We start from the raw sequence: 12940 nt of genomic DNA, 5'->3' as shown, positions 1-12940 counted from the left end.
GTCGAGGTCTCTCGGAGCCTCGGCGTTGTACGTATAACTTCGGTCTTCATACGTACCATGGCCGCTGTTCACCCGTCCAGACGGAGTCCAGCCGAAGGAGCGGTACCACGGTGGCCCGAGCCCAGATCCGCCCCACGAGCCGGGACGTCGCACAGGCCGCCGGCGTCTCCCAGGCCGCCGTCTCCCTCGTCATGGGCGACAAATGGCGCGGCCGCGTCTCGGAGACCACCGCACAGCGCGTACGCGAGGCGGCGCACACCCTCGGCTACCGCCCGAACCTGGCCGCCCGCAACCTGCGCCTCGGCCACACCCGCACCGTTCTCCTGGTCGTCCCCGCCCTCACCACCGAGTTCTTCGCCGGCGTCTACACCGGGGCCGCGCGCGTCGCCGCCCAGCACGGCTTCGGCGTCGTCCTCTACCCCTCCCCCGAGGGCATCGGCCCCGCCCGCAACCCCTTCGCCTCCGCGCAGGCCGCCCTCGACGGGGTCATCGCGTCCTCCATGGCCGCCGACGCCCTCACCGCCATCCGCGGCGACCAGCTCCCCCTGGTCATGCTCGACAGCGACCCCACGAGCAACCCGGGCGCCGCGACCGTCAACCTCGACATCGCCGACGGCGTCCGCCAGATCACCCGCCATCTCCTGGAGCTGGGCCACCGCGACTTCCTCCATCTGGCGGCCGACATCCCCTCCTGGACCTTCGACGTCCGCGCCCGCGAACTGGCCGCCCACCTGGCCGCCGCCCCCGGTACCGCCCTGCGCACCGCCCGCTCACCCATCTCCATCCAGGGCGCCGTCACCGCCGCCCACACCGCCCTGGCCGCCCCCGGCCGGCCCACCGCCGTCGTCTGCGACGACGACCAGCTCGCGGCCGGCGTCTACAAGGCGGCCCGCCGCCTCGGCCTGCGCGTCCCCGACGACCTCTCCGTCACCGGCCTCGACGACCTGGCCCTGGCCACGGCCCTCGACCCGGAGCTGACCACGGTCCGCCTCGACGCGGAACTCTTCGGCGAGCGCGGGATGCAAGCCCTCCTCGCGGTCCTCGACCACCGCACCCCCGAAGCCGGCGACATCCCCGTCCACCTGGTGCCCCGGGGCTCGACGGCCCCGCCCGCCACGCACCCCTGACACACCCTGGCCTGTCCGGCGGATCACGGCGGGGACGACCGGCGGCATCCTTCCAGCCGGGTCGGCGGGGTCCGGTGCTCGCGACTGCGAGGCGCAGGAGAGGTGCGCGCCGGCTCCCACGTCTCCGGCAGGCCCCCGGACAGGCCGGACGGGGGCGCCCGCCCGCACCGCGGACGCACACCCCCGCCAGGCCGCACAGAACCACCGGGCCGCACAGGCCCGCCGCCTCACCCGAACGAGCCGGGCACCGGCCGGTTCCACCCCTTGCCCTCCGGGGTGCCCTCGGACGGCCCTCCGGACACGCCTCAGGCCTCGTCCTCCGCCTCCACATCGGCCTCCGCCTCGGACGCCGTCTCCGCGCCGTCGACCGCCAGCAGCCGCGCCAGCTGCCGGCCGGTGATGCGCTTGAACTTCCGCTGCTGCGGCCGCGTACGGTCCAGCACGGCCACTTCCAGCCGCTCCGCCGGAATCTCCCGCTCACTGCCGTTCGTGTCCCGCGACAGCGACTGCACCGCCAGCGCCAGCGCCTCGGCCAGCGTCATGCCGTCCCGGTGCCGCTGGTCCAGATAGCCGCTGATCTGCTCCGCGTTGCCCCCCACCGCCACCGAGCCGTGCTCGTCGACGATGGAACCGTCGTGCGGCAGCCGGTAGATCTGGTCGCCCTCCGGCGTCTCCCCGACCTCGGCCACCACCAGCTCCACCTCGTACGGCTTCTCCGCCGCACTCGAGAAGATCGTGCCCAGCGTCTGCGCGTACACGTTCGCCAGGCCCCGGGCCGTCACGTCGTCCCGGTCGTAGGTGTAACCCCGCAGGTCGGCGTAGCGCACACCGCCGATCCGCAGATTCTCGTACTCGTTGTACTTACCGGCGGCCGCGAAGCCGATCCGGTCGTAGATCTCGCTGAACTTGTGCAGCGCACGGGACGGGTTCTCACCGACGAACACGATGCCGTCGGCATACTGCAGCACGACCAGACTGCGGCCGCGCGCGATGCCCTTGCGGGCGTACTCCGCCCGGTCGGCCATCGCCTGCTGGGGTGAGACGTAGAACGGCGTCGACACGGATCAACCGTCCCTTTCTGTCGAAGTCACTGGATGGAGGACCGTCACCAACGAACCGCGCCTACAGCAACGGGGCGCGCGGGCCGTCGGGCTGCTCCAGCCGCCGCTCCAGCACCGTCCGGGCGACCTCGGACGCCTCGTCCTCGGAGAGCCGGCGGAAACCGCCCTCGGTGATCACCGTGACAATCGGGTAGATCCGCCGGGCGACGTCGGGACCGCCGGTCGCCGAGTCGTCGTCCGCGGCGTCGTAGAGGGCCTGCACCACCAGAGTGGTCGTCTCGGCCTCGCTCAGATCACCCCGGAAGAGCTTCTTCATGGCATTGCGCGCGAAGACCGACCCGGAACCGGTGGCCGCGTACCCCTGCTCCTCCGAACGCCCGCCCGTGACGTCGTAGGAGAAGATCCGCCCCTTCCCACGGTCCACGTCGTATCCCGCGAACAGCGGGACCACGGCCAGACCCTGCATGGCCATCGCGAGGTTGGAGCGGATCATGGTCGACAGCCGGTTCGCCTTGCCCTCCAGGGACAGCTGCGCGCCCTCGACCTTCTCGAAGTGCTCCAGCTCCAGCTGGAACAGCTTCACCATCTCCACGGCGAGCCCCGCCGTGCCGGCGATGCCCACCGCCGAGTACTCGTCCGCGGGGAACACCTTCTCGATGTCCCGCTGGGCGATGACATTGCCCATGGTGGCCCGGCGGTCACCGGCGAGCACCACCCCGCCGGGGAAGCTCGCGGCCACGATCGTGGTGCCGTGCGGCGCCTCGATCACACCCTGGAGCGGCGGCAACTGCCGCTTCCCCGGAAGCATCTCGGGCTGGTGCCCGGAGAGGAAGTCCATGAAGGACGACGACCCGGGCGTCAGGAAGGCAGCCGGTAGACGCCCGGTGCCACGAGTGTTGGCTTCCACGCGATTCCTTCCACGTAAGCAGCAGCCCGCCTTATGGCATCGGGCCGGTCCTTGAACTGCCCCAGCGCGGCATTGCGGCTGAAGCACGGTACGCCACGGACCCTACCCGTCCCATGGCAGTGATCCACATGTGCGGCCGGGGCGGACGGACAGGTGCGGCGGGCGCCCCCTTGCGAGGCGATCGGTCCGTCGCGCCCGGCTTCGGTGATGCCGTACTGGCGCTTCAGGTGGTCCCGCCGCCCCTGGACCGCCCTGCACGCCGCGCGACGCGTCGAGAGAGCATCGGACGCGCCCGCATGACGGCGCCGCTCACCGTGAGGCTTGATCCCGCCGCACGTCCCGCGGAGCTTGTGGCCGGCCGGGACGTCCGCCTTCCCGCGCACGGCCTCCCGGCGGCGCCGGGAGTGCGCGGCACGGTACTTCGCCACGCGCTCCCGGCAGTGCGCCCGGAGGCCACCACATCGATTCCCGTCCCGCGCGGGTACAGCCGCAGGAAGCCCACGTCTGCACTCCCTGCACTGCTTCACGTTCGGCTCGCCAGCCACCCTTCCCCCCGGCACCTTTGTTTCAAAGGAGAAGCGACCGAGCGGACCTTTACTGCCCACCTTTTTGCACGAAGCTTCGCACGAAATCCTCGGCGTTGGCCTCGAGTACGTCGTCGATCTCGTCGAGGACGTCGTCCACGTCGTCGCTCAGCTTCTCCTGGCGCTCCTTGAGGTCCTCGGATGCCTGCGCCTCGGGCGCCTCCTCGACCTCCTCGGTGGAACGCGTCGCCTTCTGCTGTCCGCCGCCGGTGTCCTTGGTCGCCATAACCCCTCACCCCGCTCGGTTCGACGTTCTTGATCAGACCCTACAAGCAGGGTCCGACTTCGGCCCCGCAGTTCCTCCAACGTACGGCGGCCACCTCGATGATTCCCTGCCGCCGGACTTTCCACCCCGGCCGACCGGTCCCTCCCGGTGCCGCGCTCGTGTTTCAGTTCCCGGAGAGCACCCTGACCAGGTCTTCCGCCGTGTGGCAACGGTCCAGGAGCTCCTTGACGTGATTACGCGTTCCGCGAAGCGGTTCCAGGGTTGGGACCCGCTGGAGCGAGTCCCGGCCCGGGAGGTCGAAGATCACCGAGTCCCAGGAGGCCGCCGCGACGTCGTCCGCGTACTGCTCCAGGCAGCGTCCGCGGAAGTAGGCGCGGGTGTCCTCCGGCGGCTTCGTCCGGGCCCGCTCCACCTCGGCCTCGTCCAGCAGCCGCTTCATGCGGCCGCGGGCGGCGAGGCGGTTGTAGAGCCCCTTGTCGGGGCGTACGTCGGCGTACTGGAGGTCGACGAGGTGCAGTCGGGCGGCGTCCCAGTCCAGGCCGTCCCTGCGCCGGTAGCCCTCCATGACTTCCCGCTTGGCGACCCAGTCCAGCTCGCCGGCCAGGCTCATGGGGTCGTTCTCCAGCCGGTTGAGGGTGTCCTCCCAGCGGGTCAGGACGTCCTTGGTCTGGTCGTCGGCGTCGGCTCCGTACCGTTCCTCGACGTACTTGCGGGCGAGTTCGTAGTACTCCATCTGGAGCTGGACGGCGGTGAGTGTGCGGCCGCTGCGGAGCGTGACCAGCCGCTTGAGGGTGGGGTCGTGGGAGACCCGGTGCAGCGTCCGTACGGGCTGGTCGACCGCGAGGTCCACGGCGATGAAGCCGTCCTCGATCATCGACAGGACGAGCGCGGTGGTGCCGAGCTTCAGGTAGGTCGAGATCTCGGACAGGTTCGCGTCGCCGATGATCACATGGAGCCGGCGGTGCTTCTCGGCGTCGGCGTGAGGTTCGTCGCGGGTGTTGATGATGGGCCGCTTCAGCGTGGTCTCGAGGCCGACCTCGACCTCGAAGTAGTCCGCGCGCTGACTGAGCTGGAAGCCGTGCTCGTGGCCGTCCTGGCCGATGCCGACGCGTCCTGCGCCGGTGAAGACCTGGCGCGAGACGAAGAACGGGGTGAGGTGGCGGACGATGTCCGAGAAGGGCGTCTCCCGCTTCATCAGGTAGTTCTCGTGGGTGCCGTAGGAGGCGCCCTTGTTGTCGGTGTTGTTCTTGTACAGGTGGATGGGCTGCGCGCCCGGCAGCGCGGCGGCCCGTTCGGCGGCCTCGGCCATGATCCGCTCACCGGCCTTGTCCCAGAGGACGGCGTCGCGGGGGTTGGTGACCTCGGGGGCGCTGTATTCGGGGTGTGCGTGGTCGACGTAGAGCCGCGCGCCGTTGGTGAGGATGACGTTGGCGAGGCCGATGTCCTCGTCGGTGAGCTGGGTGGAGTCGGCCGCCTCGCGGGCGAGGTCGAAGCCTCGCGCGTCCCGCAGCGGGTTCTCCTCCTCGAAGTCCCAGCGGGCTCGGCGGGCCCGGTGCATCGCCGCCGCGTAGGCGTTCACGATCTGGGACGAGGTGAGCATGGCATTGGCGTTGGGGTGGCCGGGGACGGAGATCCCGTACTCCGTCTCGATGCCCATTACTCGCCGTACGGTCATGCGGCCCTCCTTGCTCGGCGGCGCCCCCGGTCGGGGGCGCTGCTGAAGTACCGCTGGCGCTCCGGTGCGTGTGCGGTGCCCGTCCCCGCACTGTGCGACTCGGCGGTACCGAAGAGCCTAGAACGCCTTTGCGCTGGTGGGGAGATCAATTGCGTCATTGCCGTGTTCCGGTGGTGGCTGCAGAAAACAGTGGGCTGCGGGTACCCCTCGAAGGCACCCGCAGCCACCCTGCTTTTTACAGGTACTGACCGGTGTTTGCCACCGTGTCGATGGAGCGTCCGGTGTCCGATCCCTGCTTTCCGGTGATGAGGGTGCGGATGTACACGATCCGCTCGCCCTTCTTTCCGGAGATCCGGGCCCAGTCGTCGGGGTTGGTGGTGTTGGGCAGGTCCTCGTTCTCCTTGAACTCGTCCACGCAGGCCTGGAGCAGGTGGGAGACGCGGAGGCCCTTCTGGCTTTTCTCGAGGAAGTCCTTGATCGCCATCTTCTTGGCGCGGCCGACGATGTTCTCGATCATGGCGCCGGAGTTGAAGTCCTTGAAGTAGAGGACTTCCTTGTCTCCGTTGGCGTAGGTGACTTCCAGGAAGCGGTTTTCCTCGGTTTCGGCGTACATGTGTTCCACCGCGGTCTGGATCATGCTCTGGACCGTGACGTCCCGGTCGCTGCCGTGCTCGGCGAGGTCGTCGCCGTGCAGCGGGAGACGCTGGGTGAGGTACTTGCCGAAGATGTCCTTGGCCGCCTCGGCGTCCGGACGTTCGATCTTGATCTTCACGTCGAGCCGGCCGGGGCGCAGGATGGCGGGGTCGATCATGTCCTCACGGTTGGAGGCACCGATCACGACCACGTTCTGCAGGCCCTCCACACCGTCGATCTCGGCGAGGAGCTGCGGGACGATCGTGTTCTCCACGTCGGAGCTGACGCCGGAGCCGCGGGTGCGGAAGAGGGATTCCATCTCGTCGAAGAAGACGATGACGGGGGTGCCCTCGCTGGCCTTCTCGCGGGCCCGCTGGAAGACGAGACGGATCTGCCGCTCGGTCTCGCCGACGTACTTGTTGAGGAGCTCGGGACCCTTGATGTTGAGGAAGAAGCTCTTGCCGGCGGCCACTCCGGTCACTTCGGCGACCTTCTTGGCCAGCGAGTTGGCCACGGCCTTGGCGATGAGCGTCTTGCCGCATCCCGGGGGCCCGTAGAGCAGGACACCCTTGGGCGGACGCAGTTCGTGCTCCTTGAACAGGTCCGGGTAGAGGTAGGGCAGCTCGACGGCGTCGCGGATGGCTTCGATCTGGTTGCCGAGGCCGCCGATCTGCTCGTAGCCGATGTCGGGGACTTCCTCGAGGACGAGTTCCTCGACCTCGCTCTTGGGGACGACCTCGTAGACGTACCCGGAGCGGGGTTCGAGCAGGAGTGCGTCGCCGGGGCGGATGGTGATGCCCAGCAGCGGTTCGGCGAGCCGGACCACGCGCTCCTCGTCGGTGTGGCCGAGGACGAGTGCTCGTTCGCCGTCCTCGAGGATCTCCTTGAGGGTGACGATGTCGCCGACGCGCTCGAACTGCATGGCCTCGACCACGTTGAGCGCTTCGTTGAGCATGATTTCCTGGCCGCGCCGGAGCTCGTCCAGGTCGACCCCGGGGCTCACGTTCACCCGGAGCTTTCTGCCGCCGGTGAAGATGTCGGCGGTGCCGTCCTCGTTGGCCATGAGGAAGACTCCGAAACCGGCCGGGGGCTGTGCGAGCCGGTCGACCTCCTCCTTGAGGGCCACGATCTGGTCGCGGGCCTCGCGGAGTGTGCCGGCGAGTCGTTCGTTCTGGGCGGACACGCCGGCCAGGTTGGTCTGCAGCTCGACGATCCGCTCTTCGAGAATCCTCGTGTGTCGCGGAGAGTCGGCGAGCTTGCGGCGCAGGACGGCGATCTCCTGCTCAAGATAGGCGATCTGCCCGGCCGGGTCCTCGGACCCGCGTCCCGGGCGGATGCCGCGGTTCATGTCGTCGTCGTGGGCTGCCACGGTCCTCACCTCCTCCAAGGGGAGCTGGACGCTTCCAGACCCTACCTGGGCGGGTGTCGATTGAAACCCCTAGATCACAAAGACGGTCGGGGCGTGTCCGATCTTCACCCTTGCGCTCTCCCTCACGCCAGGGAATACCCACCGAGGATGACGGGAACCCCGGCGAGGGTAGGGTCGATGTGTTCAACACCCGTCGGAGCTGGCCGGATTCCCGCCCGGTCCGACGCGTGGGACCGGGATGCGGGGAGACGGCAGGAGAGATGAGCGTGCAGCAGGAGGCCGGAGTCGAGGGCGAGGACCTGGAGGTCTGGATCGACCAGGACCTGTGTACCGGTGACGGCATCTGCGCGCAGTACGCGCCCGAGGTGTTCGAGCTGGACATCGACGGGCTGGCGTACGTGAAGGGTTCGGACGACGAGTTGTTGCAGGCCGCGGGGGCGACGACGCGCGTGCCGCTGCCGGTTCTCACGGATGTGGTCGATTCCGCGAAGGAGTGCCCCGGCGAGTGCATCCACGTGCGTCGGGTGGCGGACGGCGTGGAGGTGTACGGTCCGGACGCCGGGTGACCGGTTCCGTACCGCTCGTCACCCCTGGCTGTTCCCTCACACGCGTTCCTCACACGCGCTGCGGTGCTCCGGGGCGCGCACGGGCGGGTGCCGGGGCGGGTGCTCGGGGGTTTCGCGCGGTGGGCCCGCGCCCGGTTCAGACGCTCCGGGCGCCGGAGGGCTCGGACCGGACGAACGCCCCGTTGTCCCAGTACCACTTCACGCTCGTGCGCACGTCGGGGCAGCAACGGGGCACGTCGGTGGACGAGTAGCCGAGGAGTGCCGCAGTGATGTCGCCGTCGCGCACGGCGAAGTCGTCGACGTTGCTGCGGTCCTCGGGGTCGACGAGGGTGGCCACCACACGGGGCGTGTCGGCTCCGGCGGCCCGGGTCAGCACGTACATGCCGTCGGGCGGGGTGCCCATGGAGGCGTCGCAGTGTACGGCCGCCACCGTCTCGGGGCGGCCGTCGCCGTCCAGGTCGCCGGCCACGTGCTTCTTGACCACCACGTCCACCGGACCGCACTCGAGCGGGAACTCGACGGCCGCCGGGTCGGGGGGCGCCGTGGGTGCGGGGGCGCTCTTCGTCCCGGAGGCGGGCGCCTGGACCGCCGTCGCGGCTCCGGGCTGCATCAGGGAGGAGAGCGCCACCACGCCTGCGAGGGCCGTGGCGGTGGCGACCCAGTGGATCGGGCGGGTGGGCGTGTGCGCGAGCTCCGGGACGGCGGATGACTGCACGAGGAGTGTCTCCTGTGAGAGCTGTGCCGGTGGGGTGGCCAGCATCGTGCCACACGTCACAGTGCGAGGGAACGGCGGGGGCGCGGTGGTGACGGGGAGGCCGCCCGGTGCCGTCGTGTCACGTGCCGTCGCGTCAGTACGCGAGCGCCGTGGCGCAGTTCCCGGTGCGGGTGGGGAACTGCGCCACGGCGCTCGTGCGTTGTCGTGGTGGCGGGTCGCGTCAGCGTGCGGTGCCCGCGTCGGCGTTGGGTCCCGAGTAGTCCTCGCCGTAGGCGCCCTTGGCGGGGCGACGGCGGCGCATGGGGGGTTCCACGCCGTCGGCGAGGCGGCGGGCGGTGAGCAGGAAGCCGGTGTGGCCGATCATCCGGTGGTCCGGGCGGACGGCGAGGCCTTCGATGTGCCAGTTGCGGATCATCGATTCCCAGGCGGTCGGCTCGTTGAAGGAGCCGATCTCGCGGATGGACTCGACGGTCCGGGCGAGCTGGGTGGTGGTCGCGACGTAGCAGCAGAGGATGCCGCCGGGAACGAGGGCCTTGGAGACGGCCTCCAGGCATTCCCAGGGGGCGAGCATGTCGAGGATGACCCGGTCGACCTCGGTGTCGGACAGGTTGTCCTGGAGGTCGCCGACGGTGAGCTGCCAGGCGGGGTGCGGGCCGCCGAAGTAGCGCTCCACGTTGCCCCGGGCGATCTCGGCGAAGTCCTCGCGGCGTTCGTAGCTGTGCAGCATGCCCTGGTCGCCGATGGCGCGCAGCAGGAAGCTGCTGAGCGAGCCGGAGCCGACCCCCGCCTCCACCACGCGGGCGCCGGGGAAGATGTCGGCGAAGGCGAGGATCTGTCCCGCGTCCTTCGGGTAGACGACGGCTGCCCCGCGGGGCATGGACAGGACGTAGTCGGGGAGCAGGGGGCGCAGCGCGAGGTAGGCGACGTTCCCGGTGGTGCGGACAACGCTGCCCTCGGGTGCGCCGATCAGCTCGTCGTGGGGGAAGGAACCCTTGTGGGTGTGGAAGTTCTTCCCGGCCTCGAGCGTGAACGTGTAGTGGCGGCCCTTGGGGTCGGTCAGCTGTACCTGGTCCCCGACCTTGAAGGGCCCGCGGCGGCGGGCGGCACCGGTCGGTTCGGACATGTGACCAGCCTACCGGTACCGGCGCGGGCCGCCGACCACTCTGGGAGGGGCGGGCGGCGTCGGGCGTCAGGCGGGGCGGGCCATGGCCTTGACGAAGGCGCGCTCGACGTCGGCCGCGGACAGGACGCCGTAGATCTCGCCGGTCGCCTCGACGACCAGGTACTCGGTGGCGGGGGCGGCCCGCAGGGCTTCCAGGAGCTCCTCCCCCGCGAGTTCGGCGGAGACGCGCATGCCGTCGGTGAGGTCCTGGGCGAGCCCGCTGACCGCGACCCAGGGGCGGCGGTGCTCGGGTACGCCGACGATGGCGGCCTCGCGCACCAGGGACAGCGGGCTGCCGTCGGTGTCGACGACGACGAGGGCGCGGGCTCCGGCGGCGTTGGCGCGGCGCAGCGCCTCGGAGAGGGGGGTGTCGGTCTCGACGGGCACCGCGCGGCGGGTCAGGGCGCGGGCGCGCAGTTCCGGCAGGTGCTCGCGCAGGCGGGCCATGCGCAGGCTGTTGCCGGCACCGGTCCAGATGATCGCCGCGAGGATGGCGGCGAGCAGGGCGTCGAGGACGGTGTCCATGCCCACGCTGTCGGCGGCGTCGGAGCCGAGGGCTCCGGACTGGGTGAGCAGGGGGAGGCCTATCAGGACGGAGACGGCGAGGGCGCGGCCGACCCAGGCGGCGGCGACGGTGCCGCTCATCGGCTTCCCGGTGATCTTCCAGACGACCGCGCGGAGCATGCGTCCGCCGTCGAGGGGGAGGCCGGGCAGGAGGTTGAAGACGGCGACGATGAGGTTGGAGACCATCAGGCCGGCCAGCAGGACGCCGGGTACGGAGCCGGGGTCCACCGCGAGCAGTCCGAGGTAGAACAGGCCGGACAGGACGAGGGAGAGCAGCGGGCCCACGAAGGCGAGCACGAACTCCCGTCCGGGTGTCTCGGCCTCCTTCTCGATCTCGGAGACGCCTCCGAAGAACTGGAGCTGGATGCGGCGCACCGGGAGCTTGAAGCGGAGGGCGGCCAGCGTGTGGGCGAGTTCGTGGACCAGGACCGAGGCGTAGAAGGCGACGGCGAAGAACAGCGAGACCAGGTAGCTGGCGGCTCCGAGTTCGGGCAGCACGCGGTCGATCTGGCCGCCGAAGACCCAGGTGATGAGGATGGCGACGAGGAACCAGCTGGGGGCGACGTAGACGGGCACGCCGAACGGGCGTCCCATCAGCAGTCCGCCGCGCCTCCGCGGCTCCGGCGGGCGCTGTGGCGCGGGTTTCCTGCCGGGCTCCGAGTGGGCGAGGGGGCGGTCGGGGTGCTGCTGAGGTGCGGGGAACGGGTCGGGTCGGCGGCCGGTGGCGTGACTCCCGTGACTCCCGGGTGCGTCGCCCCGGGCGGCGTCGTCCTCGTCCGGGGCCCCCGGGGCCCGGTTCGCCGCAGGTCGCCCCGGGGCGGAGGGCTGCTCGGGTGTTCCGTTCCGAGAGGTGCTCCCGGCTTCCGCAGGAGTGCCGCCGGGCCGTGACGGGGTGTTTCCGAAGGCCGACGCGGTGGGGTCGGCAGGCGGCGCGGCGGTCCGCCCGTCCGCGTTGTCCGTACGGTCCGTGTTGCTGAAGGTGTCCGGAGCGGCCGGGGTGGGCCCGGCCGGATCGAGGCGCTCTCCGTCCGTGGGGGGTTCGCCCACCGGGGGCCCCGCGTGGCGCTCGGTCGACTCGTCGTTGCCGGAGCGCGGCTGCCCGCGTCCGCCGCTTGCGTCCACCGGTGTCCCCTCGTCGCTGCGTCTCCCGCGCCTGCCGGGCGGGAGGGTCTCCAGTCGATGGTATGCGGCCGTTGCCACACGTTTCGCCTCGGCACCCCTCTCCGTTCCCCTCCGTCACCGCGCCTGTTCCCCCTCTCCTTCCCCTTCTCCCCCTTCGGTCACCCAGCCGCGGGCGGTCTCTGTCGGTGCCGGGCCGTAAGGTCTGTGACATGGAGACGAGCACCGGGGCCGCGGGGCGGTCCGAGAGCATGCCGGTCGTGGCGGCGGACGCGCCGGCCGCTGCCGGAAAGGCGGCGGCCGGCGGGGACGTGGCGGTGGCGGCCGGAGCCCCCGCGGCGGCGGCCGTGCGGCCCCCCGGAGCGCCCGCCTCGCTGTCCCCGTCGCGCGCCAGCGACTTCATGCAGTGTCCGCTGCTGTACCGGTTCCGGGTCATCGACCGGCTGCCGGAGAAGCCGAGTGAGGCGGCGACGCGGGGCACGCTGGTGCACGCGGTGCTGGAGCGCCTGTTCGACGCTCCGGCTGCCGAGCGCACCGCTCCGCGGGCGAAGGCCCTGGTCCCGGGGCAGTGGGACCGGCTGCGGGAGTCGCGTCCGGAGGTCGCGGAGCTGTTCGCCGAGGATCCGGGGGGTGAGCGGCTGGCGCGCTGGCTGGCGGAGGCGGAGCAGCTGGTGGAGCGGTGGTTCGGCCTGGAGGATCCGAGCCGGCTGGAGCCCGCCGAGCGGGAGCTGTTCGTGGAGGCCGAGCTGGATTCCGGGCTGCGGCTGCGCGGCATCATCGACCGGGTGGATGTGGCGCCCACCGGCGAGGTGCGGATCGTCGACTACAAGACGGGCAAGGCACCGCGGCCGGAGTACGCAGAGGGCGCGCTGTTCCAGATGAAGTTCTACGCCCTGGTGGTGTGGCGGCTGAAGCGGGTGATCCCGCGCCGGCTGCAGCTCGTGTACCTGGGCAGCGGGGATGTGGTGACGTACGACCCGGTCCGCGCGGATCTGGAGCGCGTCGAGCGCAAGCTGCTGGCGCTCTGGGAGGCGATCCGACAGGCCACGGAGACGGGTGACTGGCGGCCGCGCCCCACCAAGCTGTGCGGCTGGTGCGACCACCAGGCGCACTGCCCGGAGTTCGGCGGCACTCCCCCGCCCTATCCGCTGCCGGTGCGCACGGCCGGGCCCACCGCGGGCTGATGTGCCCCGGACCCGGGCGGGGCAGGGGGCGCAGGGCAGAATGAGGGT

12 protein-coding genes are annotated in these 12940 nt (G+C 71.0%); 3 read left to right on the top strand and 9 right to left on the bottom strand.

Features of this window, described 5'->3' with window-relative positions; genetic code table 11:
- Positions 1 to 110 precede the first annotated feature (110 nt).
- Positions 111 to 1127 (top strand): LacI family DNA-binding transcriptional regulator, encoded by a 1017-nt coding sequence (locus ORI94_RS20435; protein ID WP_266077622.1) that lies wholly within the window; start codon positions 111 to 113, stop codon positions 1125 to 1127.
- 305 nt (positions 1128 to 1432) lie between these two features.
- Here ORI94_RS20435 and prcA read toward each other — a convergent pair whose 3' ends face one another.
- The 6 genes from prcA to arc all read right to left on the bottom strand — a co-directional run bounded on the left by prcA (position 1433) and on the right by arc (position 7582).
- The gene (prcA, locus tag ORI94_RS20430; protein WP_266077620.1) at positions 1433 to 2188 is read right to left on the bottom strand and encodes a proteasome subunit alpha; all 756 of its coding nucleotides are present in this window, start codon (positions 2186 to 2188) and stop codon (positions 1433 to 1435) included.
- Between the two features lie 61 nt (positions 2189 to 2249).
- Positions 2250 to 3095, bottom strand: coding sequence for a proteasome subunit beta (gene prcB / locus ORI94_RS20425; protein ID WP_266077618.1), 846 nt, complete (start codon positions 3093 to 3095; stop codon positions 2250 to 2252).
- A complete protein-coding gene (locus ORI94_RS20420; protein ID WP_323056074.1) occupies positions 3047 to 3478 on the bottom strand; it encodes an endonuclease domain-containing protein in 432 nt (143 codons plus the stop codon). The genes prcB and ORI94_RS20420 overlap by 49 nt, the downstream gene beginning before the upstream one ends.
- Before the next feature lie 211 nt (positions 3479 to 3689).
- On the bottom strand, positions 3690 to 3905 hold the full coding sequence (locus ORI94_RS20415; protein WP_042168504.1) for a ubiquitin-like protein Pup: 216 nt from the start codon (positions 3903 to 3905) through the stop codon (positions 3690 to 3692).
- Between the two features lie 163 nt (positions 3906 to 4068).
- Positions 4069 to 5580 (bottom strand): depupylase/deamidase Dop, encoded by a 1512-nt coding sequence (dop, locus tag ORI94_RS20410; protein ID WP_416237860.1) that lies wholly within the window; start codon positions 5578 to 5580, stop codon positions 4069 to 4071.
- Between the two features lie 235 nt (positions 5581 to 5815).
- Positions 5816 to 7582, bottom strand: coding sequence for a proteasome ATPase (gene arc, locus ORI94_RS20405; RefSeq protein WP_266077611.1), 1767 nt, complete (start codon positions 7580 to 7582; stop codon positions 5816 to 5818).
- 260 nt (positions 7583 to 7842) lie between these two features.
- Between arc and ORI94_RS20400 the strand changes: the two genes are divergently transcribed.
- Entirely contained in the window at positions 7843 to 8148 is a 306-nt protein-coding gene (locus ORI94_RS20400; RefSeq protein WP_042168509.1) for a ferredoxin, read from the top strand.
- A 136-nt stretch (positions 8149 to 8284) separates the two neighbouring features.
- Here ORI94_RS20400 and ORI94_RS20395 read toward each other — a convergent pair whose 3' ends face one another.
- From ORI94_RS20395 to ORI94_RS20385, 3 genes are all read right to left on the bottom strand, one after another.
- Positions 8285 to 8863, bottom strand: a complete 579-nt coding sequence (locus tag ORI94_RS20395; RefSeq protein WP_266077608.1) for a hypothetical protein — start codon at positions 8861 to 8863, stop codon at positions 8285 to 8287.
- A gap of 220 nt (positions 8864 to 9083) precedes the next feature.
- Positions 9084 to 9986, bottom strand: a complete 903-nt coding sequence (locus ORI94_RS20390) for a tRNA (adenine-N1)-methyltransferase (RefSeq protein ID WP_266077606.1) — start codon at positions 9984 to 9986, stop codon at positions 9084 to 9086.
- A gap of 66 nt (positions 9987 to 10052) precedes the next feature.
- Complete coding sequence (locus ORI94_RS20385) at positions 10053 to 11711, bottom strand: site-2 protease family protein (protein ID WP_266077604.1); 1659 nt, start codon at positions 11709 to 11711, stop codon at positions 10053 to 10055.
- 209 nt (positions 11712 to 11920) lie between these two features.
- Here ORI94_RS20385 and ORI94_RS20380 point away from each other — a divergent pair, with 209 nt between their 5' ends.
- Positions 11921 to 12892, top strand: coding sequence for a PD-(D/E)XK nuclease family protein (locus ORI94_RS20380; RefSeq protein ID WP_266077602.1), 972 nt, complete (start codon positions 11921 to 11923; stop codon positions 12890 to 12892).
- The last annotated feature ends 48 nt before the right edge of the window (positions 12893 to 12940 follow it).

The sequence above is a fragment of the Streptomyces sp. NEAU-W12 genome (assembly GCF_026242095.1).
Classification (GTDB): Bacteria; Actinomycetota; Actinomycetes; order Streptomycetales; family Streptomycetaceae; genus Streptomyces.
The sequence above is the reverse complement of the archived record's forward strand: the minus strand, read 5'-3'. Positions and strand labels throughout refer to the sequence as shown.